The sequence below is a fragment of the Microcella alkaliphila genome (assembly GCF_004216855.1).
Taxonomy (GTDB): Bacteria; Actinomycetota; Actinomycetes; order Actinomycetales; family Microbacteriaceae; genus Microcella; species Microcella alkaliphila.
Genome location: NZ_SGXT01000015.1, coordinates 247936 through 272868, shown reverse-complemented (window position 1 = coordinate 272868; position 24933 = coordinate 247936). Strand labels below are relative to the sequence as shown.

Sequence of the window (24933 nt, the reverse complement as noted above, 5' to 3'; positions counted from 1 at the left end):
TACGCGTGCGGCTGTGAGCGCGCTAGGAGGAAAGCGCGCGCGGTGTTCGCCCTGCGAGATCGGCGAACAGCTGCTCCCAGCGCGCCAGGGCCCTCTCGGGCCCGTTCGCGAGCGCCCAGTCGAGGGATGCGCGTGACAGCCGGTCAATCTCGGTCGCGTTTCCGAGCGTCCCGAGAACCGCGTCGGCGAGCGCCGCGATGTCGCCCGCGGGGACCAGGCGGCCCGTCTCGCCGTCGGTGATGAGCTCTCCGGGGCCGTAGGCGATGTCATAGGAGACGGCGGGGCATCCTCGCGCCATCGCCTCCGTGATGGCGAGCGACTGGCCCTCGTAGACGCTCGTCAGCAGCAAGAGCGCTGCCGTGCGGGACTGTTCGGGGGCGTCGGGGGTGTGACCGTGCAGGGTCACCGCGTCGCCGAGGTCGAGCTCGGCGATCAGGGCCTGGAGGTCGGCGCGGAGCGGACCGTCGCCGTAGATGTCGAGCCGTGCGGTCGGGCGAGCGTCGACGACCAGGCGCCACGCGCGGATCGCGTGGTCGAGGCGCTTCTGCGGGGCGAGCCTTGTCACCATGACGGCGCGGTCGAGATCACGGTGAGCGGCGCCGGCGACCGTGGAGGGGTCGGCGACGACGTCGGCGGGCGGCTCGGCCGGGTGCGGGATGACGTAGCCGGGGGCGTCGTCCGCGGCAGGCGTGGTGCTGGTGGCGTCGGCCTCGCGTCGTCGGGCGACCTCCTCGCGCTGGCGTTCGGTCAACCACACGACAGCGTCGTACTGAGGCAGAGTGTCCAGCCACCCGCTCCACGTGACGTCCATCGGGCTGTCCCAGTCGTGCGGCGGCGTCGTGTGCGCGTTGTGCACGGTGTGCACGAGCGGCACGCCACCGGTGCCGTGCCAGTGTTCGCCGACCTGCCGGGCCTCCGCGATTGCGACGAGCCACGCATCCGGGTGGAGAGCCCGCTGGTCGTCGACGACGGCCCGCCACCAGGCGCGGTAGAGCGCGCCGAAGCCGGCGAGTCCGCCGACGCGGGCGGGCACCGTTCCGGCGCCGCCCGTCGGGGTGAGCCCCGCGGTCAGCACGTCGATCACCGCCTCGGTGCGCCACCAGTCGGGCGCCGCGACGAACGGCAGCCGGAACAGCGGAACGCCGTCGGCGTCGAAGAAGTCAGTGAAGACGACGGCGCCTACGGGGTCGCGCACCACCTGGCGCCAGGGCACGCCGCTGGCGTCGAGCTCGAACGCCTCGCGGTGGGTGCCGGCCGACTCGTCGATCGTCGGGGCGACCTCGGGGTCGGCGGCGTCGCGGAGGATCGCGGGGCGGCTGCGGACCTCCTCGAGCAGGTTGCGCATGACCGTCTGGGAGTCGGCGAGGCCGAGGCGGCGAAACTCGTCGGCGAACGGCGCGTAGTCGGGGTGCAGGTCGACCGTCGCGAGCACGACCGGGTGGCCCGCCGCGGCGAGTAGCTGGGCGCGTCGCATCGTCGCGACCGTGTATCCGCCGTCCAGGCCGGGACGCAGGCGGCTCGTGATGATGAGGCAGACCGGGTCCGAGTGCACCCGGTCAGCCTAGGGAATGCGCACAGCCTGACGCTGTTGACTCCTCCCATGACGACTATCGGCATCATCGGATCGGGAAACATCGGCTCGCAACTCGCCCGCGCGTTCACCGCGCTCGGGCACAACGTGGTGATCGCGAACTCGCGCGGCCCCGCGTCGCTCGCGGGCCTCGTCACCGAGATCGCCGACAGCCCCCGTGCTGGCACGCTCACGGCAGCGACCGTCGCTGAGGCGGCCGCGGCCGGCGACCTCGTGGTGCTGACCATTCCACTAGGCAAGGTGCCGGATCTGCCGCGCGACCTGTTCGCCGGGCGCACCGTCATTGACACGGGCAACTACTACCCGCAGCGCGACGGGCAGATCCCGCCGCTCGACGACGAGACGACAACCACCGTCGAGTGGGTCGCGGAACAGTTCCCGGGCGGCACCTTCGTGAAGGCCTTCACCCACATTCCGGCGCGCGAGATCACCGACCACGCGCAACCCGCCGGCACCGACGGTCGCCGCGCCCTCACCGTGCACGCCGACGATGAGGCGGCGAAGCAGCGCGTCGCGCAGCTGATCGACGCGATCGGCTTCGACGCCGTCGACGGCGGAACGCTCGCCGACAGCTGGCGCATCCAGCGTGACACCCCCGGCTACGGGCCGCGCTTCACCGCGGACGAACTGCGGGCGAAGCTCGCGGAGGCGAAGCGCTACCGCGACATGTAGGGCGCGTGGTCAGCGTCGCGTTGATGCGGTGACCGTGAACTTGCGGGTGCGCGACAGCTGACGCGTCGGCCCGACCACCTGCTCGAGCACGGGCCGGTACTGCAGCGACGAGTTCCAGACGCAGCGCAGCTCGCCGCCCGGACGCAGCACCCGCGCCGCCTCGGCGATGAGCCGGTGAGCGATGCCGGTGTGCACGGCGCCGCCGACGTGAAACGGCGGGTTGAGCAGCACGAGGTCGACGCTGCCGTCGGCGAGGCTCGAGGCTCCGTCATCGTGCCGCACCTCGACCGCGACCCCGTTGGCCGAAGCGGTGAGGCGCGCGCTCTCGACGGCGGCTGCTGACACGTCGGTCGCGATGACGTGCGCCGCGGGCAGGCGCTGGGCGAGCGTCGCCGCCAGCACGCCCGAGCCGCACGCGAGGTCGAGCGCAACGCGCGCCGCGGGCAGGTCGCCCAGCGCGTGAAGCAGGGCACGCGTGCCGATGTCGACACTCGCGCCGGCAAACGTCCCCGGCACGGCCACGACCTCCAACCCCGACTCATCGTCGTGGCTACGCATGGGCACGGCGGCGGCGATGTCCGCGCGCGGCTCGTGTGCCGTCAGCAGTCGCGCCTTGCCGCGCGCCAGCGACACGTCGACTCGCCCAAACGCGGCACCCAGCACCTCGTTCTGGCGCGGCGTCATGTGCTTGACCATGTTGCCGGCGAGAAGCACGGCGCCGGGGTGGGCGACCGGCGCGATCGCGCGGGCGATCGCGTCCAGCCTGTCGAGCGACCGGGGCAGGCGCAGCAGGATGAGGCGGGCATCCCGCGCGACCGCCTCGAGAGGGTGCGCGTCGAGGGTGATCGGGAGGCGGGCATCCCGAGCGTTGTCGGCGGTCGCGCGCGCTGCGACGACCGAATCGTGATGAATGGATGCACGCTGCACGCCGAGAACGGACAGCCCGGCCACGATGGCACCGTGCGCGTCGTCGATCACCGCAACGCGGGCATCCGCGGCGCCCGCGAGCTCGGCCAGTAGCTCGGGGTGCGCGCCGGCTAGCGTGTCGAGCAGGTAGCGGTCGGCGGCATCCCACGCGCGGAGCCCCGCCGCGCGCGCATCGGCGTGCGGCCGCAGAGCGGTCAGTGTCGCGTCGAGCCGCGCCGCCACGGAATCGCCCACAGAAACCCCCACGCGTTAACGCTAGTCGGGAGGGTCGACCATCGAACGGGGGGCGGCGTCGCGCTAGGGAAATGGGGCGGCGCGGGGGTACATTCTCGCCATGAGGCACGATCGGTCGGCGAGCCCCGACCGTGAGGCGGGCCCGCAATACTCGGCGCCGCACCCGGCGCAGCGCATTCGCACCGCGCGCCGGAGCGTGCACCTCGGCGTCGCCATCGGCCTCAGCCTGCTCACCCTCGGACTCGGTGTCGTCGCACTGATCTACACCCCGCCGGGGGACACCGCGGCAATCTGGTGGCCCGCGGCCGGCACCGGCGTGTTGCTCGTCCTGCTGTTTCGCGGACCCATCTGGATACCGTTCGCCGTCATCGCGGCGACCGGTCTGCTCGCCAACCTCGTCGTCGGGCGAGCCGTCGAGTTCAGCATCGCAACACCGATACTGCTCGTGCTGGAGGCGCTCATCGTCGTGCTGATCGTCGGTCGGCACGGCGAGCACGCACGCCTCGACAACGTCCGAGGTCTCGGACAGTTCTTCCTCGCGGCGATCGCCGGCGCACTCAGCGTGGCACTGCTGGGCGGCCTCATCCACCTCACGATGGGTGGAGACGAGCCGGTGGGAACGGGGCTGGCCCTGTTCCTCTCGCACCTCTCGGCGCTGCTGCTGATGGCACCCATCGCGCTCGTGCCGTTCTCTCGACGGCCACTCATGGTCAAGCCTGGCCGCATCGCGGAGGGGATCACTCAGTTCACGGTGACGCTTGCCCTCGCCGCCGTGATCTTCTCCCCGGTACTGCCCGTGCCCATGCTCTTCACCCTTTTCCCCCTGCTCGCGTGGGCGGCGGCACGATTCCGGCCGCTGTACGTGGTCGCTCAACTCGCCGCCATTGCGCTTCTCATTCCCAGCCTCAACATCGCGCTGGGCGGGCCGTACCGAGACATGAACGGCATCGACGACGCGGGCGAGCTCGTGCAGCTCTTCATGATCTGCGCGGCCATCACGACGATCTTCCTCGCTGTTGGACGCAGTGAACGCGAGGCCCTGATCGTCGATCGGGAGCGGCGCACGGCACTCCTTCGCGGAGGCTTCATCGGAGCACAGGTGGGTTTCCTCGTCCTGCGCCGCTCGGCCGACGGACGGCTCACGATCGTCGAAGCGAACGACGTCGGGTACCGCATGAGCACCGACAACTGGCTCGAGGATCTCCTCGAGCGCTGGCTGAAGCACCCCGAAAACGACCTGACGCAGGAGGTCACTCTCGAGAACGGGCGCAGCTTCCAGGTGTTCGCCAGCCTCGCCGGCGCCACGTCGGCCGCCGACGACGGGGACACGGCCGTCGGCGTGCAGCTGGTGGAGATCACCGACACGATTGCGGCCCGCGATGCGCTGGCGCGCACGCTCGAACGCGAACACGCCGTGACCGTCGAGTTGCGCGAGCTCGCCCGCCAGAAGGATGCCTTCGTCTCCGCCGTCAGCCACGAACTGCGCACCCCGATCACCAGCATCCTGGGCTTCGCGGAGGAGATCGACGACACGGGCCCTGCCGAGACCAAGCAGGCCGCGCAGATCATCCTGCGCAACTCGCACCGCTTGGCCGAGACGGTCGAACAGCTGCTCGAGTTGGGTCGGCTGGCCGACCCGGAAACGCACCGCAGCGTCGGCGTGAGCGAACTCGACCCCGTCGTGATCGACACGATCGACGAACAGCGGCGCACGGCAGAGCGCTCGGGCATCGCCATCCAGGTGAGCACCGGCCTGGGCGATCGCCCGGTCGGCATGGAACGTCTCAGCCTCGGACGAGTGCTGACCAACCTCTTGTCCAATGCGATCAAGTTCACTCCCGCGGGGGGCACAGTGCGTGTCGAGACACGAGTGGCGGGTCACCGGGGGGTCGTCACGGTCGATGATTCTGGCGTGGGAATCGAAGAGGCCGACCGCGATCGTGTCTTTGATCGATTCTTCCGCGCATCCGACGAGTCGAAGCTGGCGATGCCCGGCACGGGCCTCGGTCTGCCCATCGTCAAGGCGCTCGTCGAGTCCGCCGGCGGGCAGGTGACGATCGACGATTCCCCGCTCGGCGGAACGCGCTTCACGGTCGAACTCCCGCTGACGACGAAGCACGATGCGGCAGAACCCGACGTGCGGGTCGCGACGGAGGCGAGCACCTTCCGATAACGGGCTAATCCACGGTGCCGCTGCTGAGCCGGCTGGGTAGAGCGGGCGGGCACACGCCCTAGCCGCGTCGGAACGGTCGCCAGATGACCAGCTGGTTCGCTTTCTGGATGCGCGTGCCCGCCTTGATCGACACGACCTCGCCCTCCGCGCCGGCGGCAAAAACGCGCCGGCCCGGGCTCTTCAGCAGTTCGTCGGCGAGCGCCGTCTCGAGCTCACGGACGCGACCGCGCAACGCCTGGACCTCGTTCTCGAGCTCGAGGATGCGACGGATTCCCTCGAGGTTCAGGCCCTCCGAGCTGAGCCGCGCGATCTCGCGCAGCTGCACGACGTCGCGCATCGAGTAGCGGCGACTCTGCCCCGCCGTGCGGGTGGGCGAAACAAGGCCGAGCCGGTCGTATTGCCTGAGCGTCTGCGGATGCATGCCGGCGAGCTCGGCCGCAAATCCGATCGCGAACATCGGGGTGTTCTCGTCCACGGTGCTCATTCTCGCCTCCTCGCGGGTCGTTGGCGCCAGATCTAGCCGCGCGCCTTCAGCAGGAGGTCGTCACGGGGGTTCTCGTCGGGCAGGGTCTTGGCGAAGGCTTCGAGCTTCTTTTGTGCTTCGGCGCTTAGGTGCGACGGCACCGCGACCTGCAGGGTGGCAAGCAGGTCGCCCGTGCCCTTCGCGCTCGAGACACCACGCCCCTTGACCCGCAGCACCCGGCCGCTGGGGGTGCCCGGCGCGACCTTGAGCCGCACCGGCTCGCCACCCAGCGTCGGCACCTCGATCGTGGCGCCGAGCGCGGCCTCGACGAACGTGACTGGCACGTCAAGGCGCAGGTTCAGCCCGTCGCGCGTGAAGACCGGATGCGGGCGCACCTTGACGGTCAGCACCAGATCGCCCGGCTCGCCTCCCGTGAGGCTCGGCTCGCCCTTGCCCTTCAATCGGATCTTCTGACCGTCAGCAACGCCCGCGGGGATCTTCACCGTGAGGGGTCGGCCGCTCTGACGTTCGAGCTGCACCGTGTCACCCGACACCGCCGTCATGAACTCGAGGCTTACCTCGGCCGTCTGGTCTCGTCCCTTCTGAGGCCCACCGCGGAAGCCCGCGCCGGCACCGCCAGAGAACCCCTGACCGCCGCCGAAGAGGCCGCCGAAGATGTCGTCGAAGCCGCCAGCGGCGGGCCGTCCTCGGGAGGGCCCGCCGAACATCCCGCCGAAGACGTCCTCGAAGCCGCCCGGGGAGCCGCCCGCCGTGAAGCGGGCACCCGAGCCCATCGCGCGCAGCTGGTCGTACTCGGCGCGCTGCTGCGGGTCGCTCAGCACGGCATAGGCCTCGCTGATCGACTTGAAGCGCGCCTCGGCGGCCGCGTCTCCCTGATTGGAGTCGGGGTGGTACTGCCGCGCGAGCTTGCGGTAGACCTTCTTCAGCTCGGCGTCACTGACGTTCTTCTGCACCCCGAGGGTTGCGTAGAAGTCCTTCTCGAACCAGTCGTTACTGGCCACGAACGCCTCCTAGCTCTCGGGGGTGAAGACCGCCACCTTCGCGGGCCGGATCAGCCGGTCGTTCAACGCGTAGCCGACCTCAATCACGTCGCCCACTTCGTTGGCGGTCACGTCGGGCTTCGGCAGCTGCACGATCGCCTCGTGGAAATTCGGGTCGAACACCTCGCCGACCTCGCCGACCTTACGCAGCCCATACTTCTCGAAACTGGTGCGTAGCTTCTGCGCGACCAGTTCGAGCGGACTGCCCTCGAGGTCGCCGTGCTGCGCAGCGCGGTCGAGGTCGTCGATCGCGGGCAGCAATGTGCGAATCACCTCGGCGATCACGGCCTCGCGGTTCGCCGCGCGGTCGCGCTCGACGCGGGTGCGGAAGTTTGCGAGCTCCGCCTCCGCGCGCGCGGCGCGGTCGCGGTACTCGGCGATCTCAGCCTGCCCCGCCTCGGAGAGGATGTGGTCGATGTCGGCGTCGAGACTGTTGCCCGACTCCGACACCTCAACGTCGGCGTCTTCGGCCTCGATCAGCTCGTCGACCTCCTCCGCGTCGGTCGGCGCGCCATCTTCGGCGAGGGGGGCGACGTCCTCCGGGACGCCACCCTCACTCGTCGCCGCGCCATCGGCACTCTCGTCGGGAGTCTCGTCCCGGCCCTTCTTACGCTTCTTGGCCGACATCGGACTACTTCTTGTCCTTGTCGTCCTCGTCGTCGACGATTTCCGCGTCGACGACGTCGTCGTCCTCCGCCTGCGGCTCGGCGCCCTCGGGGGCCGCGTCACCGGCGGCATCCGCCTGCGACGCGGCGTAGATCGCCTCACCGAGCTTCGTCTGCGACTCGTTCAGCGTGTCGAACGCGGTCTTGACCGCCTCGTCGTCGTCACCGGCGAGGGCGGCCTTCAGCGCGTCGACGTCGGCCTGAACCTCGGTCTTCACGTCGTCGGGCAGCTTGTCCTCGTTCTCCTTGATGAGCTTGTCGATCGAGTACGCGAGCTGTTCGGAGTTGTTGCGCACCTCGGCGGCCTCGCGGCGCTTCTTGTCTTCTTCCGCGTGCTCTTCCGCCTCGCGGACCATGCGCTCGATGTCCTCCTTCGGCAGCGACGAGCCGCCGGTGATGGTCATCGACTGCTCCTTGCCGGTGCCCTTGTCCTTCGCGCTCACGTGCACGATGCCGTTCGCGTCGATGTCGAAGGTGACCTCGATCTGCGGGATTCCGCGCGGCGCCGGCGCGATGCCCGTCAGCTCGAAGGTGCCGAGGTTCTTGTTGTCGCGGGTGAACTCACGCTCGCCCTGGAACACCTGAATCGCGACCGACGGCTGGTTGTCGTCGGCGGTCGTGAAGGTCTCCGAACGCTTCGTCGGAATCGCCGTGTTGCGCTCGATGAGCTTCGTCATGATGCCACCCTTGGTCTCGATACCGAGGCTCAGCGGGGTGACGTCGATGAGCAGCACGTCCTTGCGCTCACCCTTCAGCACACCGGCCTGCAGGGCAGCGCCGACGGCGACAACCTCGTCGGGGTTAACGCCCTTGTTGGGCTCCTTGCCACCCGTGAGCTTCTTGACGAGCTCGGTGACGGCGGGCATGCGAGTCGAGCCACCGACGAGCACGACGTGCGCGATGTCGCTGACCTTGACACCCGCCTCCTTGATGACGTCCTCGAAGGGCTTCTTGGTGCGCTCGAGCAGGTCGCTCGTCAGCTCTTCGAACTTGGCGCGGCTGAGCGTCTCGTCGAGGTTTGCGGGGCCGTTCTCGGTGAGCGAGAGGTAGGGCAGCTGGATGCTCGTCGACGTCGAGCTCGACAGCTCCTTCTTCGCCTGCTCCGCAGCCTCCTTCAGGCGCTGCTTGGCAATCTTGTCGCTCGAGACGTCGACACCGGTGGACTCTTTGAAGCGCTTGGCGAGGTAGTCGACGACGCGCTCGTCCCAGTCGTCACCACCGAGGCGGTTGTCACCGGCGGTGGCGCGAACCTGGATGGTCGAAAAGTCGTCGTCCTTGCCCACTTCGAGCAACGACACGTCGAAGGTTCCGCCGCCGAGGTCGAAGACGAGAATGAGCTCGTCCTCCTTGCCCTTGTCAAGGCCGTACGCGAGGGCGGCGGCCGTGGGCTCGTTGATGATGCGCAGAACGTTCAGACCCGCGACCTCGCCGGCCTCCTTGGTCGCCTGGCGCTCGGCGTCGTTGAAGTAGGCGGGAACCGTGATGACGGCGTCGGAGACGGGCTCGCCGAGGTACTGCTCGGCATCGCGCTTCAGCTTCGCAAGGATGCGCGCCGACAGTTCCTGCGGCGTGTACTTCTTGTCGTCGATCTCTTTCTTCCAGTCGGTGCCCATGTGGCGCTTGACGCTCGCGATGGTGCGGTCGACGTTGGTGACGGCCTGGCGCTTCGCGGTCTCACCGACGAGCACCTCGCCATCCTTGGTGAAGGCCACGACCGACGGGGTCGTGCGGAAGCCTTCCGCGTTGGCGATGACGGTGGGTTCGCCACCTTCGAGGACGGAGACGACGGAGTTGGTGGTTCCGAGGTCGATGCCGACGGCACGAGCCATGGTGGTGCTCCTTCTGGTTGAACGGGGTGATCGGAAGATCGTGGGCGCGACTCCACAAAGGTTGAGTCATGCGATATCAAGTTTGAGATTCGGGATGCTCGCTGTCAAGTCGAGCGGCGCAAACTTGCGTCACGCAGACTCAACTCTCAGGAAGTTCGCGTCGCGCTACCGGCCGTTCACCGCGCGGGGTTAGCGTGAACGCATGAGCGAGCACCCCTCCGACAACGGCGTCGGGCCGATCTCCCACCCCACCGACAAGACCATTCCCGTGACCGCGCGCACCGGCGCTGTCAGCGTCATGGGGCTCGACCTGCAGAAAGACGTGCAGGTTCCGCGCAAGCGGGTGTTCGCCTGGGCGTTCTGGGACTGGGCGACGCAACCCTTCAACACCGTGCTCATCACGTTCGTGTGGGTGCCCAGCTACCTGACCAGCACCTTCTTCATCGACCCCGAGGCCATCGGCACCCCGGGGGAAGAGGCAGCCCTCGGCCAGCTCGCGAGCCTGCTGGGCTTCGGCATCACGATCGCCGGCTTCGCGATCCTCCTGCTCGCGCCGGTGCTCGGGCAAAGGGCAGACCGCGCAGGGCGACAGAAGATGTCGCTGTTCGTCTTCACCGCCCTCCTCGTCGTCGCGCAGTTGGGCATGGCGCTGCTGCCTCCCGGCACGGAGTGGTTCTTCCTCGGGGTTGCCCTCATCGCCATCGGCAGCGTGTTCGCCGAAATCGCGAACGTCAACTACAACGCCCTGCTGATCTCGGTCTCGACTCCCACGACGGTCGGCAAGGTGTCGGGCCTTGGCTGGGGCTTCGGCTACCTCGGCGGCATCGTGGCGCTCGCGATCGTCGTCGGGCTGATCCTCGGCGGCATCCTCGACGGCGACGCCGCCACCACCTTCCAGCTGATTGCCGCCGGCGCAACGATCTGGACGATCCTGTTCTCCATCCCGATCTTCCTCAGCGTGCCCGAACCACCGAAGCTCGCCGCCGAAGAAAAAGTGGGCTTCTTCCGCAGCTACGTCGAACTCGTCCGCAGCATTGCGCGTCTCTACCGCGAGACGCGGCCCACGTTCTGGTTCCTGCTCGCCAGCGCCGTGTACCGCGACGGGCTCTCGGCCGTGTTCGTGTTCGGCTCGGTGATCGCGGCGATCGTCTTCGGCTTCGGATTCACCGACCTCGTCATCTTCGGCATCGCGCTGAACATCGTCGCCGGCGTCTCGACGATTCTCGCCGGCCGTCTCGATGACCGCTTCGGGCCGAAGCGCGTCATCCTCGTCTCGGTCTTCGGCCTCGTGCTCTGCACGCTCACCGTGTTCTTCTTCGCCGAGCTCGGCGCCGGCCTCTTCTGGGGCGCCGGCATCGTGCTCGCGATGTTCGTGGGGCCGGCGCAGGCCGCCTCCCGCTCCTTCCTCGCCCGCGTCACGCCGGCGGGCAAAGAGGGTGAGGTGTTCGGCCTGTACGCCACGACCGGCCGCGCCGCTGGCTGGATGGCGTCGCTGCTCTGGGGTGTGTTCATCGCCATCGCCGCCAGCCAGACGCTGTACGGCATCCTCGGCATCTCGCTGATCCTCCTGATCGGGGGCATCCTCCTCATCTTCGTCCGGCCGCCCGCGCGCGTCGCTGCTGAATAGCAGCCGAGAATGGGGGCCGCCCCCGCGGGGAGGCGGTCGCACAATGGTGGAGTGACGCTGCACTCCCCCGCCGACATCGACGACGACCACGAGGACGACCCGAGCCGCCCCGGCTGGCAACCCGACCCCGAGCGTGACGGGTGGGAGCGCTGGTGGGACGGCGAGCGGTACACCCGCTGGGTGCACAAGTCGCCTCGGCCGGGCGCCGCGTTCGACCCCAACTGGAAGCGGGCCTTCTGGCCGGGCCCCAACCGGGATGCTCGCATCGCCCGCTACGGGCTCGTCGGGACGCTCGCGACCTTCTTTGTGCAGGCGTGGATCACCACCGCCGAAGTCGTCGGACTCGGATTCGTCGAGCCTCCCGTCATCGTGGCCTCGATCGTGGCGGCCTCCCTCGCCGCCGTTATTACCGCCTTCTACGGCTACCGCGGCATGAAGCGCGCCGACCGTCTGGGCGGACGCGCATCGGCCGTCGCCGCACTCACCGTCGCGGTCGTTTTGGGGGCGACGCCGCTGTCGTTTCTGCTCGCGTACGCGCTCATGGGGTTCCAGCTGTACTGAATCGGACCTGTCGCCGGCCCGCCCGCCGTGACAGGGTGAGGGCATGAGTGATGCCGCTGACCTGACGCCGCCCACCACCGCCGAAAAAGCCGCCGCGCTCGCAGCGCTGCACGTTGCCGGCGACCCGCTCGTGGTGGTCAACGTGTGGGACGCCATGACGGCACGCATCGTCGCGCGCACCCCCGGCGTGCGTGCGCTCGCGACGGCCAGCCACTCGGTCGCCTACGCCTACGGGGTCGAAGACGGCGAGGGCATGAGCGTCGACATGGCTCTCGACGCCGCTCGGCGCATCACCGCGTCGAGTGACCTGCCCGTCAGCGTCGACTTCGAGCGCGGCTACGCACCGGATGCTCGGGGCGTCGGCGAGAACGTCGCGCGCCTCATCGAGGCGGGCGCGGCCGGCATGAACATCGAAGACTCGATAGCCGGAGCGACGAGCGACCGCCGGCCGCTCGAGGAGGCGGCGTCTCGGGTCGCCGCGGCGCGGGCCGCAGCCGACGCCGCGGGCGTTCCGCTCGCGATCAACGCGCGCACCGACACCCTCGCCGGCAGCCCCGACAACTGGGGCGAGGCGATCGACCGAGCCAACGCGTACGTCGACGCCGGTGCCACCAGCATTTTCATGCTGGGGCTTCGGGACGAGCAGATGGTGGCCGACGCCGTCGAAAAGGTGCGCGCGCCGATCGCGGTGTTCGCGCATCCCGGATACCTGCCGATCAGCCGCCTCGCCGAGCTGGGCGTGGGGCGCATCTCGTTCGGGCCGCAGATCCTCGGGCTGACGTTGCACCACCTCGCGGAGGCGGCGGCGCAGCTGACGGCGCACGGCGACTACCCGGCCGAGCTGTCGTACCGCTACGAGCTGTAGCGGCATGCGCTCAGCGCCGGGCGGCAGAATGGCGGCGTGGCGCACGACGAACGCGATGAGCTCGACGAGCTGGATGACCCGAACGCTCCGGGCTGGCAGCCCGACCCCGAGCGGCCCGGCTACGAGCGGTGGTACGACGGCGAGCAGCTGATCGGGCCCGCGAAGAAAGAGCCCGACCCGTTCTCAGCGTTCAGCCCGGCCGTCACCCGGTCGCTGCGCCCCGGCCCCAACCGGGATGCGCGCATCGCCCGCTGGGGGCTCGTCGCGACCCTCGGCGGCTTCGCCCTGCAGCAGGTCGTCGCCGGCGGGTTCCTCACGGGGCCCGGCGTCGAGCAGATCAGCGTGATCCTCGTCGCACTGGCGATCGCCACGGCGGCCGCCATCGCCACGGTCGTGTTCGCGCTGCGGGCGCTGAAGCGTGCCCCGCAGCTCGGCGGGCGCGGCATCGCCACCGTCGCCCTCGTCGCCGCGCTGCTGCTCGGCCTCGCGCCGACCCTGCTGCTCGTCGCGATCGGCATCGGCGGCGGGGTGTAGCCGCGGCAGGCTCAGTCAGCGCAGGCGCACGACCGCGGCGCTCCACGGTCCGAGGGTGATCGTCGCGGGGGTGTCCGTTGCGAGGGCTTCCTCCGCTGGCGGCGCGAGTCGGGCATCCGACGTTGTCGAGAACAGCAGGCGCGGCGACTCGTCGCCGGGGTCGACCGGCAGGGCAATCGTCGCCGGCTCGGCGAATGCGACGCAGACGCTGACGAGGCCGCCCGCGCCGGCGGTCAGCGCGGCTCCGCGATCGAGGCGGAACCATGCAAGAGGGTAGTCGGCGGCCGCGGTCGCCGGCCCCGACGCGCTCGCCGCGTGCACGAAGCGGGGGTCGGTCAGCTCGGGCACGGCCTTCCGCAGCGCGATGAGGTCGCGGTGCAGGGTGAGCAGGCGGCGATGCCGCGCGGTGCCCTCGTGGTCGGGGTCGATCTCTGCCCAGTCGAGGCGAGAACGGGTGAACGTGCCGGGGTCTTGCGGGTTCGGCACAACCGATTCGTCCCAGCCCATCTTCACGAACTCGGCGAGCCGACCCTCGGCGGTGGCCTTTCCGAGCTCAGGCTCGGGGTGCGAGGTGAAGAACTGCCAGGGGGTCTGCGCGCCCCATTCCTCTCCCATGAACAGCATCGGCGTCGAGGCGCTCGTGAGGTTCAGCACGGCGAGCACCGCGAGCTGGTCGTCGGTCAGCGTCTGGGAGAGCCGGTCGCCCGCGGCGCGGTTACCGATCTGGTCGTGATTCTGCGCGCAGGTGACGAGTCGCCAGAACGGCACCTCGGGCGGGATCGGCGCGCCGTGGTCGCGCTCGCGGAAGCTCGAGAAGGTGCCGTCGTGGAAAAAGCCCCGCGTCGAGGTCTTCACGAGCGCACCCGGGTCGGCGAAGTCGGCGTAGTAGCCGGCCGTCTCGCCCGACACCGCGACGTGCATGGCGTGGTGGTGGTCGTCGCTCCACTGCGCGGTCAGTCCGTAGCCACCGGCCTCGCGCGGCAGGATCAGCCGCGGGTCGTTCATGTCGCTCTCAGCGATCAGCGACAGCGGGCGGCGAAGGCGCGCGCTGCGCGCATCCGTCTCGACGGCCATCGCCTCGAGAATGTGGTCGTCCGGGTCGTCCACGAGCGCGTGCACGGCGTCGAGCCGCAGGCCGTCGACGTGGAAGTCGTCGAACCACATGGCGAGGTTGTCGAGGATGAACCGGCGCACCTCGGGGGTGTCGACCGCGACCGAGTCGCCCCACGTGTTCGCCGAGCCGTCGCGGAGGTACGGGCCGAAGCGCGGCAGGTAGTTGCCGCTCGGCCCGAGGTGGTTGTACACAACGTCCTGCACGACGCCGAGCCCGCGGGCGTGGCAGGCATCGACGAAGCGGCGGTAGGCGGCGGGGCCCCCGTACCCCTCGTGCACCGTGTGCCACAACACCCCGTCGTAGCCCCAGTTGTGCGTACCGTTGAACCCGTTCACGGGCAGCAGCTCGACGAGGTCGATGCCGAGCTCGACGAGGTGGTCAAGCCGGCCGATCGCGGCGTCGAGCGTGCCGTCGGGGGTGAAGGTGCCGAGGTGCAGCTCGTAGATGACGCTGCCGGCCAGCTGCCGGCCCGTCCAATGCTGGTCGCGCCACTCGTGGGATGCCGGGTCGTCGACGGCGCTCAGCCCGTGGACGCCGTCCGGCTGCCGCCGCGACGCCGGGTCCGGCAGCGGATGCTCATCGTCGTCGAGCAGGAACCCGTAGCGGTCGCCGACGCGCAGCGCCTGCTCGAGGGCGAACCAGCCACCGGGCTGGGCATCCATGGCGAGGCGTTCGATAAGGCCGTCACGCTCCCGATGCAGGCGAACAACGGATGCACGGGGCGCCCACACGCGAACCGCACGATCGCGCGCGCCGGCCCCGTCGAGCACCCCGTGCCGTGCGGACGTCACGGCCGCGCTCACCGCTCCGCCTCCAGCAGCAGCGCGACCGGATAGGGGCGCAGCACGTCGTCGAGGCGCAGCTCGCCGCCGTCGTAGTGGCGGCGGGTGAACACGTCGATGACGGGGCGATGGGGCAGGACGATCACGGTGTCGCCGAAGCCGCCCCGCGCATCCAGGCCGACGGGGAGCCGCGTCGCGATCGCGACGGCCCCGCCGCGGTCGAGGGCGACCGCGTGCCGGGCCGCCTCGCCGATGACGGGCAGGGGCGCGTAGCGGGTGAAGAGTTCGGCGCGGTCGCGGCGGGCGCGCAATGCTCTGCTCGTGACGAGCAGCTTCGCGGCGCCCGCCTCATCGACGTCGGGCAGCCAGCCCTCGTCGAGCCGGGCGAGCAGGGCGCGACGCTCGTCGTAGTCGACGGGGCGGCGGTTGTCGGGGTCGACGAGGCTCGTCTCCCACAGCTCGCTACCCTGGTAGATGTCCGGCACGCCGGGGCCGGTGAGCTGCAGCAGCTTCGCGGCGAGCCCGTTCGACCACCCGGCGGAGGCGATCGCGGCCACGAAGTCGTCGACGAGGTCGGTGAGCTCGCCGCCGTCGAGAACTGTGTCGATGGCTGCGTGCATCCGGTCTTCGAAGTCGGCGTTGGGCTCCGTCCAGGTCGTCGAGGTGCCGGCCTCGCGGGCTGCCTTCTCGGCGTAGGCGTGCGCGCGGTCGGCCTCCACGGGCCACGCGCCGACGAGGCTCTCCCACAGGAGGTTCTCGAAGGGACCGTCGCCGAGGGGAGCGCCCTCGCGGAGCGCCGCGAGCAGGGTTTCCCAGGCGTCGGGCACCTCGGCCAGCACGTGGATGCGCGCGCGGGTGTCTTCGCCGCGCTTCGTATCGTGCGTGCTGAGCGTCGTGAGCGAGGCCGGGTAGGCGGCCTGCCGCATAGCTTGTCGGCGGTGGAACTCGTCGACGTCGACCGAGAACTCGGCCGGGTCGGCGCCCACCTCGGTGAGCGAGGCGAGCCGGCTGACCCGGTAGAAGGCGGTGTCTTCGACGCCCTTCGCCATGACCATGCCGCTCGTCTGCTGGAACCGTCGCGCGACCGGTTGCTGGGGGTCGGCGAGCAGCGGCTCAAGCGCCGTGATGGCCGCATCGAGGTCGGGGCGCGAGGCCCGTGCGGCAGCGACCGCCTCGGCGAGGTGCTCGGCGCCGACCGGCAGGTACGAGCGGTAGACGGGGAAGCACGCGAGCAGTTCGGCGAGCGCATCCGCCGCGTCGTCAATCGGATGCTCACCCGACGCTGCCGCCGGAAGCTCACGGTCCAGCCGCAGCACCTCGCTGCGCAGGATCGTGTCGGCGACCTTCCGCTTCGTGCGACGAATCAGCGCGTGCCAGTCGAGCGGGGTGTCGTCGCCGCGCAGGGTCGCGTCGAGCGCGCCCAGCGCTGCCCGGCCGGCTGGGTCGACCAGCACGCGGTCGATCGACGCGAGCGCGTCGTAGCCGGTCGTGCCGGCGGCCTGCCAGGCGACGGGAAGCTGCTCGTCGCCCTCGAGGATCTTCTCGACCCACACCGGCGCGTGGTCGGTGACCTCGGCGAGGCGGTCGAGGTAGCCGCCCGGGTCGAGCAGTCCGTCGGGGTGGTCGACCCGGATGCCGTCGGCCAGGCCCTCCCGCACCCAGCGCACGATCTCGCGGTGGCTCTCGTCGAACACGGCGTCGTTTTCGACGCGGATCGCCGCGAGCGTGTTGACGGCGAAGAACCGCCGGTAGTTGAGCTCGGCGTCGGCGCGGCGCCAGTGCATGAGCTCGTAGTGCTGCGCGTCGAGCACCGCCTGGATTACGGACGGCGCCGTCGGGTCACTGTCGGTTGGCGGGATGCTGCCCTCGCGCAGCGGATACACCGTCTCGTACACGCGCACCGCCGGGCCCGGCTCCGGCTGCGCGGGCGCATCGCCCCCCTCGTCGCTCGGGACCCCGTCGGGCAGCAGCGTCACGTGCCCGTCGGCAATCACCTGCGGCAGCTCGTCGCCGAGCACGGGAAGGCGCACGCGGCCGGCGCCGAACGCCCAGTCGACGTCGAACCAGGCGGCCGCCTCGCCATCGGCTCCATCGCGAAGCAGGATCCACCACATGCGGTTCTGCGCCGGGTCGGCGACACCGACGTGGTTCGGCACGATGTCGACGAGCACGCCGAGCTGCTCGGCACGGGCGGCGCGCACCGCGCGCTCGAAGCCGGCCGCTCCCCCGCGCTCACCGTCAACCGATCCGTGGTCAACCACGTCGTAGCCGTGGCTCGACCCCCGCGTCGCCTGCAGCAGCGGCGACAGATACAGCCAGTCGGCGCCGAGCGAGCGCACGTAGTCGGCGAGCGCCGCGACCGCGTCGAGGTCGAAGTCGGCCGTCACCTGCAGCCGGTAGGTGGAGACGGGAAGGCGGGGTCCGCGTCGGGTCTCCGCGGTCACGATGTGCTCGCAGAGCTCGCCGACGGGGTCGAGATGGCGTCGATCGGCACGGTCGACAGCGACGCGGCGACCGCGTCGTCGACCACGATCTCGGGCTCGATCCACTCGCGCAGGACGACGAGACTGATGCCGTCGAGCGGCATGGTGTCGCCGGCGCCGAGCAGCGGCTCGCCATCGATTCCGCTCGTGTCGATGAGGCGCTCCCAGCGGGTGCCGTAGTCGCTCGGCGGCAGGGTGACCGAGACCTGCTCCGTGTGGGCCGAGAAGTAGACGAGGAACGAGCGGTCGACGATGCGCTCGCCGCGCGCATCCCGTCCGCTGATGCCGCGACCGTTCAGGTACACGCCGATCGATCGGCCGAAGCCTGACTCCCAGTCCTCCGGGTCCATGGCGCTGCCGTCGGGGCGCAACCACGCGACGTCGGGCATGGGCTCACCGGCGCCGCGACGAACGGGACGGCCGTCGAAGAACCGGGTGCGACGGAAGGTGGGATGCTCGCGGCGCAGCCGTGTCAGGGAGCCGACGAATTCGATGAGCGCCGCATCCGCCTTCGCCCAGTCGATCCACGACAGGGCCGAGTCGTGCGCGTACACGTTGTTGTTGCCGCGTTGGGTGCGGCCGAGCTCGTCGCCGTGGGCGATCATCGGCACCCCCTGGCTGAGCAGCAGGGTGGCGAGGAAGTTGCGCACCTGCCGCGCGCGCAGAGCGTTGATGATGGGGTTCGCGCTCGGCCCCTCCTCGCCCAGGTTGTACGAGCGGTTGTGGCTCTCGCCGTCCTGATTGTTCTCGCCGTTCGCCTCGTTGTGCTTCTCGTTGTACGAGACGAGGTCGCGCAGGGTGAAGCCGTCGTGCGCGGTGACGAAGTTGATGCTCGCGACGGGGCGGCGGCCCGAGTGCTCGTACAGGTCAGCCGAGCCGGTGATGCGGCTCGCGAACTCGCCGAGCGTGCCCGTCTCGCCGCGCCAGAAGTCGCGCACAGTGTCGCGGTACTTGCCGTTCCACTCCGTCCACTGCGGCGGGAAGTTACCGACCTGGTAGCCGCCGGGGCCGATGTCCCACGGCTCGGCGATGAGCTTCACCTGCGACACGACCGGGTCCTGCTGCACGAGGTCGAAGAAGGCGCTCAGCCGGTCGACGTCGTAGAACTCGCGGGCGAGGGTGGCGGCGAGATCGAAGCGGAAGCCGTCGACGCGCATCTCGGTCACCCAGTACCGCAGCGAATCCATGATGAGCTGCAGCGAGTGCGGGTGGCGAACGTTCAGGCTGTTGCCGGTGCCCGTGTAGTCCATGTAGTGCTGCTCATCGCCCTCGACGAGGCGGTAGTACGCCGCGTTGTCGATGCCCTTGAGGCTGAGCATCGGCCCGAGGTGGTTGCCCTCGGCCGTGTGGTTGTAGACGACGTCGAGAATGACCTCGATGCCGGCGGCGTGCAGCGCCTTCACCATCGACTTGAATTCCTGCACCTGCTGGCCGCGGTCGCCCACGGACGAGTAGTCGTTGTGCGGGGCGAGGAACCCGATCGTGTTGTAGCCCCAGTAGTTGCGCTTGCCGGCGTCGACGAGGTGCTTGTCGTGCACGAACTGGTGCACGGGCATGAGTTCGATCGCCGTGACGCCCAGCTTCTTCAGGTGGTCGATGATGGCGGGATGCGCGATGGCCGCGTACGTGCCGCGAATCTCTTCCGGGATGTCGGGATGCGTTTGCGTGAGGCCCTTCACGTGCGCCTCGTAGATGACGCTCTCGGCATAGGGGATGCGCGGGTGGCGATCTCCGGCCCAGTCGTAGAAGGGGTTGATGACGACCCCGAGCATGGCGTGCGGGAGCGAGTCATCGTCGTTGCGCGCATCCGGGTCGCCGAAGCGGTAGGGGAAGAGCGATTCGTCCCAGTCGATCTCGCCGTGCACTGCTTTCGCGTACGGGTCGAGCAGCAACTTGTTCGGGTTGCAGCGCTGCCCCGACTCGGGGTCGTAGCTGCCGTGCACGCGATAGCCGTACAACTGGCCGGGCTGCACGCTCGGCAGGTAGGCGTGCCAGACGAACGCGTCGACCTCGATCAGCTCGACGCGCGTCTCGACGCGCGTTCCGTCGTCGGCCTCGTCGATCAGGCAGAGTTCGACGCGCTCGGCGGCCTCACTGAAGAGGGCGAAGTTCGTTCCGTTGCCGTCGAACGTGGCGCCGAGCGGGTAGGGGGTGCCGGGCCAGGTGTGCATTCGGGGCTCCTCGCGGGTGGTGGTGGCACCAGGCTAGGGGGTCGCCCCGCAGGTCACGCTCCGATCACCCAGTAGATCATCAGCATTGTGACGACGGCACCCGCGAGGAAGTTCAACAGCAGGAAGCGCCGCCAACCGCGGTTGGCGTCTTCCGCCGTCGCGTCGGTGACGTTCCACCACTGCGCCGTCGACACGGCGTAGGGCAGCGCCGCGATGGCCGCGAGCGGTCCCGGCCAATCGGTGCCGAGCAGCAGGAGTCCGGCGAGCAGGTAGGCGACGACGGCGAGCCTCGTCGTGGCGCGAGCGCCGATGACGGTGGCGATCGACGCGAGCCCGCCCTCGCGGTCGGCGATCACATCCTGTACCGCCCCGAAGGCGTGGCTCGCAATGCCCCAGAGGAAGAACGCCCCCAGAATCAGCCACAGGGCTGGCGTGAATTCGGCGCCGGCGAGCACCAGGCCGTAGACGGCGGGGCTCACGAAGTGGGTGCTCGAGGTCACCGAGTCGAGGAAGGGCTTCTCCTTGAACCGCAGCCCCTTCATCGAGTAGGCGATGACGGCGAAGACGCTGATGGCGAGCACGAGCCAGCTGAGCGGATCGCCGACGCTCACGAAGTAGACGAGGAACGGCACGTTGGTGACGAACGCCGCAATCAGGGTCGTGCGGTGCAGCGAGGTATCGAGCAGCGCCCCCTCGACCCCGCCCTTGCGGGGGTTGCGCAGGTCCGACTCGTAGTCGAACACATCGTTGATGCCGTACATGGCGAAGTTGTACGGAATGAGGAAGTACACGGTGCCGATGATCACCGCGAGGTCGATCTCGCGCGTGGTCAGGAGGTAGGCGGCCGCGAAGGGGAAGGCCGTGTTGATCCAGCTGAGCGGCCGCGAGCTGAGGGTCAGCTGCGCGAGCGTGTTCACGAGTCCTTATTCTGCCGCGCGCCGCCGGCCTCAGCGCCAGCCTCGCGGGTGCGGGTCGGCAGCAGGTGCCACACCGCCGGCAGGAGCACGAGCGCGGCGACCGTGTAGGCGAAGTCTTCGATCGGGGCGACGCCGATACGGATCCCTGAGATGAGCGCGTCGTCGTAGTCGACGATGCCGGTTCCGATGATCACGTTGTCGAAGATGGCCGTGAGCGCAATGAGCAGGATGCTCGCAAGCCCCACCGCGCGCCAGTTCGGTGAGCGCCGCGCCAGCACCGCGGCGACACCCACGAGGGCGACGACGGCGAGAAAAACGATGTTCAACAGCGTGTAGGTCACGAGGTCACCGCCTCAGGCCTCCGTGATGCGCGGCGCCAGCGTCCACCCAACCAGTCGAGGGCGGCGAGGTAGGCGTTCATCGTGTTGTAGCAGAGCAGGATGAGGAAGAAGACTTCCTCGATCGGCAGCTCGGGGCCGATCAGCACACCCGTCATGAAGTTCGTCGAGCCGCGGAAAAAGATGCCGAGGGCGATGCCGAAGACATCCCACACGAGAAAGAACGCGACGCCGAGCGGCACGACGACGGCGGCTTTCCGCCAGTCGCGCCAGAAGAACAGCCCAAACCGTCGATCGAGCATCACCATGCCCGTGATCGAGATCGCGAGCGCGATCAGATAGCTGAAGCCAATCATGGGGCTCTAGCCGCGGGCGACCGTCGGCACGAGGGGCTCGGGCAGCGGCTCGGTCGAGGTGTCGCCGCGCAGACGCTTCACGAGCACCTCGGCGCTGATGAGGCACATCGGCAGGCCAATGCCGGGAATCGTGGAGTAGCCCGCGTAGTAGAGCCCCCGCACCTGCTTCGACACGTTACCTGCGCGGAAGAACGCCGACTGCTTCAGCACGTGCGCCGGGCCGAGCGCGGTGCCGCGCCAGGCGTTCACGTCTTCGGCGAAGTTTCCGGGTCCGTACGTGCGGCGCACGACGATGCGGTCGGCGAGGTCGGGAATTGCGGCCCACTCGCTGATCTGCGCGATGATGCGATCGGCGTAGGTCTCGAGCGGGGTGTCGCCATCGCCGTCGACGTCACCGCGACCGAACGACAGATCGGCGGGAGCCGGAACGAGCACGAACACGTTCTCGTGGCCCTCGGGGGCCACCGAGGGGTCAACGCCCGACGGCTTGCAGATGTACAGCGACGCGGGGTCGGGCCACGACGGGCTCTCGCCGAAGATCTTCTCGAAGTTCTCGCGCCAGTCGGCGGCGAACAGCAGCGTGTGGTGCTCAAGCTGCGGCAGGTCACCCTCGACGCCGAGATACATGAGCAGTGCGCTCGGGCCAGCCGTCGCCTTCTGCCAGTACTGCTCGGGGTAGGTCTGCCGCTCCTTCGGCAGCAGGGCCGTCTCGGTGTGGTGCAGGTCGGCTGCCGCGACGACGAGGTCGGCCTCGATGATCTCGCCGTCCTCGAGTTGCACGCCCCGTGCATCCCCCGTTGCCTCGTCGACCATGATGCGAGCAACCGGCGCGTTCAGGCGCAGCTCGGCGCCCTGGTCTTCCGCGACCGCCGCGACGCGCTCGATGAGCTTCGCGAAGCCGCCCATTGGGTACAGCACACCGTCGGTCAGGTCGAGGTGCGACATGAGGTGGTACATCGCCGGGGTCAGGAACGGCGACGAACCGAGGAACACGGCCGGGTAGCCCAGGATCTGGCGCAGGCGCAGGTCGCGGAAGCGTCGCCCGACGAAACTGTCGAGGCTCTGCACGAGCATCGTCATGAGCTTGCCCGAACGCTTCAGCACGTCGCCCCGCAGGAGCGGACCAATCGACTCGAAGCTCGTGTACAGGAAGCGCTTCTTCGCCATGACGTAGGTGTCTTCGGCCGAGTCGAGGTAGCGCTCGAGCTTCGCGCCCGCGCCCTTCTCAATCGACTCGAACAGCGCCACGTTGTCGGCGCGGTTCGCGGCGATGTCGGTCGGCCGGTCGAAGCCCTCGGTGATGACGCGGTAGCCGGGGTCGAGTTGAATCAGCTCGAGCTGCTCGGCGGTCGAGGTGCCGCAGAGCTTGAAGAAGTGATCGAACACCTCGGGCATGAGGTACCAGCTCGGGCCAGTGTCGAAGCGGAAGCCGTCGACCGACCACGAGCCGGCGCGTCCGCCGAACTGGTCCCGCTTCTCGACGAGGGTCACCCGGTAGCCGTCGCGGGCGAGCAGCGCGGCCGACGACAGGCCAGCAATGCCGCCGCCGATCACGACGACGCGGCTCACGCGGATGCTCCGATCGCCGATGCCGGCGCCGGTCTCGGCGGGCGCGGTGTGCGGCCTGCCGCGGCCTGCGCCAACAGACGAGCCTTGACCGCGGTCGGCACGCTGATGCGGGCGCGAATCACGGTCTCGGCGGGGGTTCTGCGGATGCGCTCCCCCAGTTCCTGGAAGAGGCTCTGCGCGAGCGCCACGGCGCGCCGGCTGCCGGCCGGAAGCTCGGGGATCACGGCGGCCGAGACGCGCAGGTCATCGTCGATGTCGTCGAGCAAGCGGTGCTTCTCCTGTTCAGTGAACTGGTCGACGCGGATTCCCGGGAAGTAGCTGCGCCCGAGCGTCTCGACGTCGGCCGCAAGATCACGCAGAAAGTTGACCTTCTGGAAGGCGGCGCCGAGGGCGCGGGCTCCGCGCACCATGCGCTCATTCTGGTCGTCGGTGACGGAGTGATCCTGAAGGAATGCCCGCAGACACATGAGGCCGACGACCTCGGCCGAGCCGTAGACGTAGGTGTCGAAGCTCTCCTGGTCGTGCTCGGTGTCGGTGAGATCCATGCGCATCGAATGGAAGAAGGGCTTCGTCAACTCGGTGCCGAATCCCGTCTCGCGGGCCGTGCGAGCGAAGGCGTGCACGACGAGATTCGTCGAGTACCCGGTACGGATCGCCTGTTCGGTGTCAGCCTCGAACTCGTCGAGGTAGCGACCGGCCGCCGCCGTATCGAGACCGGCCTCGGTGACGCCGCCGTCGACGATCTCATCGGCGACGCGCACGAGAGCGTAGATGTTTTCGACGTGCTGGCGCACGCCGGGCTCGAGCAGGCGCGAGGCGAGGCCGAACGACGTCGAGTAGCGGCGGATCACCCGGCCCGCGATCTCGTCGGCGACGCGGTCGTACAGAGAGAGGCGCATCACGGTCATGGGGTCACTTCACTCGATCGAGCACCTCGGCGGCAACCGGGTGCAGCTCGTCGCGCAGGGCGGCGGGAATGTGCGGCTCGGCGAGGCGCGCCAGCGCCCGCTGCGCGTAGTCGCGCGCGAGGTTCTCGGCGAAGGCCCGCGCACCGCACACGGCGAGCAATTCACGGGCCTCCTCGGCCTCTTCCTCGGTGAGATCGTGCTTGCCGATGAGGTCGCAGAGCCGCGCCCACGCCGGTGTCGAGCAGGCGAAGGCCACCATGACGGTGCGCTTGCCCTCCCGGAGGTCGCCGATGGTTGTCTTGCCCGTCGCACCCGGCTCGCCAAAGACACCGAGCACGTCGTCAATGACTTGGTAGGCGATGCCGATCTCGCGGCCGAAGGCGCCCAACGTGTCGATCACATCGCGGGATGCGCCGGCCAGGATCGCTCCAGCCTGCAGCGGCGTCTCGAACGAGTAGACGGCCGTCTTCAGCCGCTCCATCGTCAGGATGTCGTCGACGAGCGGCATGCCAGGGTCAATCGAGAAGTCGACGTCGATGAGTTCGCCGGCGGCCGAGGCGAACATGGCCTCATCGAGCACGTCGGCGAGGCGGTCGCGGGTCTCGGCATCCGCGCCCGAACGGTCGAGCAGGCGGTACGAATTGAACAGCGCCAGGTCGCCCGCGATCACCGCGGCGGACACCCCCCGGTGTTCGGCGATGTCTTCCGACGCGCCCCGGTCGACAGCCTGATCGCGGTAGGCACCGGAAATATTCGGGATGCCGCGGCGCACGAAATCACGGTCGATCACGTCATCGTGCACGATCAGCGCCGTGTGCAGCAGCTCGAACGCTGCACCGACGTAGGCGGCAGCGTCGAGATCGCGCCCACCGAAACCGCAGTAGGCGGCCATGACCATGCGCGGGCGGAACCGCTTACCGCCCTGGGTGTTGCGCTCGAGCAGGCCCCACAGGTGCAGGTAGTGGTCGCCCAGGGGCTCGGCACGCTTCTTGGATAGGGTGAAGAAGCGCTCCAAAACAGCGTCGACGAGGGCTGCTCGCTCATCAGCGATGGCCACAGCGTCGTGTCGTTTCACCCCAGCAGACTAGCGCGG

Annotated in this window: 21 protein-coding genes; 6 read left to right on the top strand and 15 right to left on the bottom strand. The window is 69.4% G+C overall.

Annotated features, from left to right (window positions below):
• Positions 1-22: 22 nt before the first annotated feature.
• A complete protein-coding gene (locus EV140_RS08540; protein ID WP_130282934.1) occupies positions 23-1552 on the bottom strand; it encodes a glycosyltransferase in 1530 nt (509 codons plus the stop codon).
• Positions 1553-1600: 48 nt separating this feature from the next.
• On the opposite strand from EV140_RS08540, the gene EV140_RS08535 reads away from it, so the two are divergent.
• Positions 1601-2263 (top strand): NADPH-dependent F420 reductase, encoded by a 663-nt coding sequence (locus tag EV140_RS08535; protein ID WP_130282932.1) that lies wholly within the window; start codon positions 1601-1603, stop codon positions 2261-2263.
• A 9-nt stretch (positions 2264-2272) separates the two neighbouring features.
• Here EV140_RS08535 and EV140_RS08530 read toward each other — a convergent pair whose 3' ends face one another.
• Entirely contained in the window at positions 2273-3436 is a 1164-nt protein-coding gene (locus tag EV140_RS08530) for a class I SAM-dependent methyltransferase (RefSeq protein WP_241971378.1), read from the bottom strand.
• An 88-nt stretch (positions 3437-3524) separates the two neighbouring features.
• On the opposite strand from EV140_RS08530, the gene EV140_RS08525 reads away from it, so the two are divergent.
• Positions 3525-5597 carry an ATP-binding protein gene (locus EV140_RS08525; RefSeq protein WP_130282930.1) on the top strand — a complete coding sequence of 691 codons (2073 nt, stop codon included), beginning with the start codon at positions 3525-3527 and terminating at the stop codon, positions 5595-5597.
• 58 nt (positions 5598-5655) lie between these two features.
• Here EV140_RS08525 and EV140_RS08520 read toward each other — a convergent pair whose 3' ends face one another.
• Genes EV140_RS08520 through dnaK form a run of 4 tightly spaced genes read right to left on the bottom strand, consistent with a single transcriptional unit; the run spans position 5656 to position 9615 of the window.
• On the bottom strand, positions 5656-6081 hold the full coding sequence (locus tag EV140_RS08520; RefSeq protein WP_198674397.1) for a heat shock protein transcriptional repressor HspR: 426 nt from the start codon (positions 6079-6081) through the stop codon (positions 5656-5658).
• 32 nt (positions 6082-6113) lie between these two features.
• On the bottom strand, positions 6114-7082 hold the full coding sequence (locus EV140_RS08515) for a DnaJ C-terminal domain-containing protein (RefSeq protein ID WP_130282928.1): 969 nt from the start codon (positions 7080-7082) through the stop codon (positions 6114-6116).
• Between the two features lie 9 nt (positions 7083-7091).
• Positions 7092-7748 carry a nucleotide exchange factor GrpE gene (locus EV140_RS08510; protein ID WP_130282926.1) on the bottom strand — a complete coding sequence of 219 codons (657 nt, stop codon included), beginning with the start codon at positions 7746-7748 and terminating at the stop codon, positions 7092-7094.
• Between the two features lie 4 nt (positions 7749-7752).
• A complete protein-coding gene (gene dnaK, locus EV140_RS08505; protein WP_130282924.1) occupies positions 7753-9615 on the bottom strand; it encodes a molecular chaperone DnaK in 1863 nt (620 codons plus the stop codon).
• A 202-nt stretch (positions 9616-9817) separates the two neighbouring features.
• On the opposite strand from dnaK, the gene EV140_RS08500 reads away from it, so the two are divergent.
• The 4 genes from EV140_RS08500 to EV140_RS08485 are packed head-to-tail and all read left to right on the top strand — an operon-like array spanning position 9818 to position 13202.
• The gene (locus EV140_RS08500) at positions 9818-11242 is read left to right on the top strand and encodes an MFS transporter (protein WP_198674396.1); all 1425 of its coding nucleotides are present in this window, start codon (positions 9818-9820) and stop codon (positions 11240-11242) included.
• Positions 11243-11293: 51 nt separating this feature from the next.
• The gene (locus EV140_RS08495; protein ID WP_130282922.1) at positions 11294-11803 is read left to right on the top strand and encodes a DUF2510 domain-containing protein; all 510 of its coding nucleotides are present in this window, start codon (positions 11294-11296) and stop codon (positions 11801-11803) included.
• Positions 11804-11846: 43 nt separating this feature from the next.
• The gene (locus tag EV140_RS08490; protein ID WP_130282920.1) at positions 11847-12668 is read left to right on the top strand and encodes an isocitrate lyase/PEP mutase family protein; all 822 of its coding nucleotides are present in this window, start codon (positions 11847-11849) and stop codon (positions 12666-12668) included.
• Positions 12669-12704: 36 nt separating this feature from the next.
• Entirely contained in the window at positions 12705-13202 is a 498-nt protein-coding gene (locus EV140_RS08485) for a DUF2510 domain-containing protein (RefSeq protein WP_130282918.1), read from the top strand.
• Between the two features lie 15 nt (positions 13203-13217).
• Here EV140_RS08485 and treZ read toward each other — a convergent pair whose 3' ends face one another.
• The 9 genes from treZ to EV140_RS08445 are packed head-to-tail and all read right to left on the bottom strand — an operon-like array spanning position 13218 to position 24915.
• Positions 13218-15086 (bottom strand): malto-oligosyltrehalose trehalohydrolase, encoded by a 1869-nt coding sequence (gene treZ, locus EV140_RS08480; protein ID WP_130283072.1) that lies wholly within the window; start codon positions 15084-15086, stop codon positions 13218-13220.
• Positions 15087-15115: 29 nt separating this feature from the next.
• On the bottom strand, positions 15116-17542 hold the full coding sequence (gene treY / locus EV140_RS08475) for a malto-oligosyltrehalose synthase (protein WP_130282916.1): 2427 nt from the start codon (positions 17540-17542) through the stop codon (positions 15116-15118).
• Positions 17539-19752 carry a glycogen debranching protein GlgX gene (glgX, locus tag EV140_RS08470; protein WP_130282914.1) on the bottom strand — a complete coding sequence of 738 codons (2214 nt, stop codon included), beginning with the start codon at positions 19750-19752 and terminating at the stop codon, positions 17539-17541. The genes treY and glgX overlap by 4 nt, the downstream gene beginning before the upstream one ends.
• A 53-nt stretch (positions 19753-19805) precedes the next feature.
• A complete protein-coding gene (locus EV140_RS08465) occupies positions 19806-20669 on the bottom strand; it encodes a prenyltransferase (protein ID WP_130282912.1) in 864 nt (287 codons plus the stop codon).
• On the bottom strand, positions 20666-21010 hold the full coding sequence (locus EV140_RS08460; protein WP_130282910.1) for a lycopene cyclase domain-containing protein: 345 nt from the start codon (positions 21008-21010) through the stop codon (positions 20666-20668). Before EV140_RS08460 ends, EV140_RS08465 begins: the two co-directional genes overlap by 4 nt.
• On the bottom strand, positions 21007-21363 hold the full coding sequence (locus EV140_RS08455; RefSeq protein ID WP_198674395.1) for a lycopene cyclase domain-containing protein: 357 nt from the start codon (positions 21361-21363) through the stop codon (positions 21007-21009). The genes EV140_RS08460 and EV140_RS08455 overlap by 4 nt, the downstream gene beginning before the upstream one ends.
• A 6-nt stretch (positions 21364-21369) precedes the next feature.
• Complete coding sequence (crtI, locus tag EV140_RS13355; RefSeq protein WP_198674394.1) at positions 21370-22932, bottom strand: phytoene desaturase family protein; 1563 nt, start codon at positions 22930-22932, stop codon at positions 21370-21372.
• Complete coding sequence (locus tag EV140_RS13350) at positions 22929-23840, bottom strand: phytoene/squalene synthase family protein (protein WP_198674393.1); 912 nt, start codon at positions 23838-23840, stop codon at positions 22929-22931. Before EV140_RS13350 ends, crtI begins: the two co-directional genes overlap by 4 nt.
• Before the next feature lie 4 nt (positions 23841-23844).
• On the bottom strand, positions 23845-24915 hold the full coding sequence (locus EV140_RS08445; protein ID WP_241971377.1) for a polyprenyl synthetase family protein: 1071 nt from the start codon (positions 24913-24915) through the stop codon (positions 23845-23847).
• Positions 24916-24933: the final 18 nt, after the last annotated feature.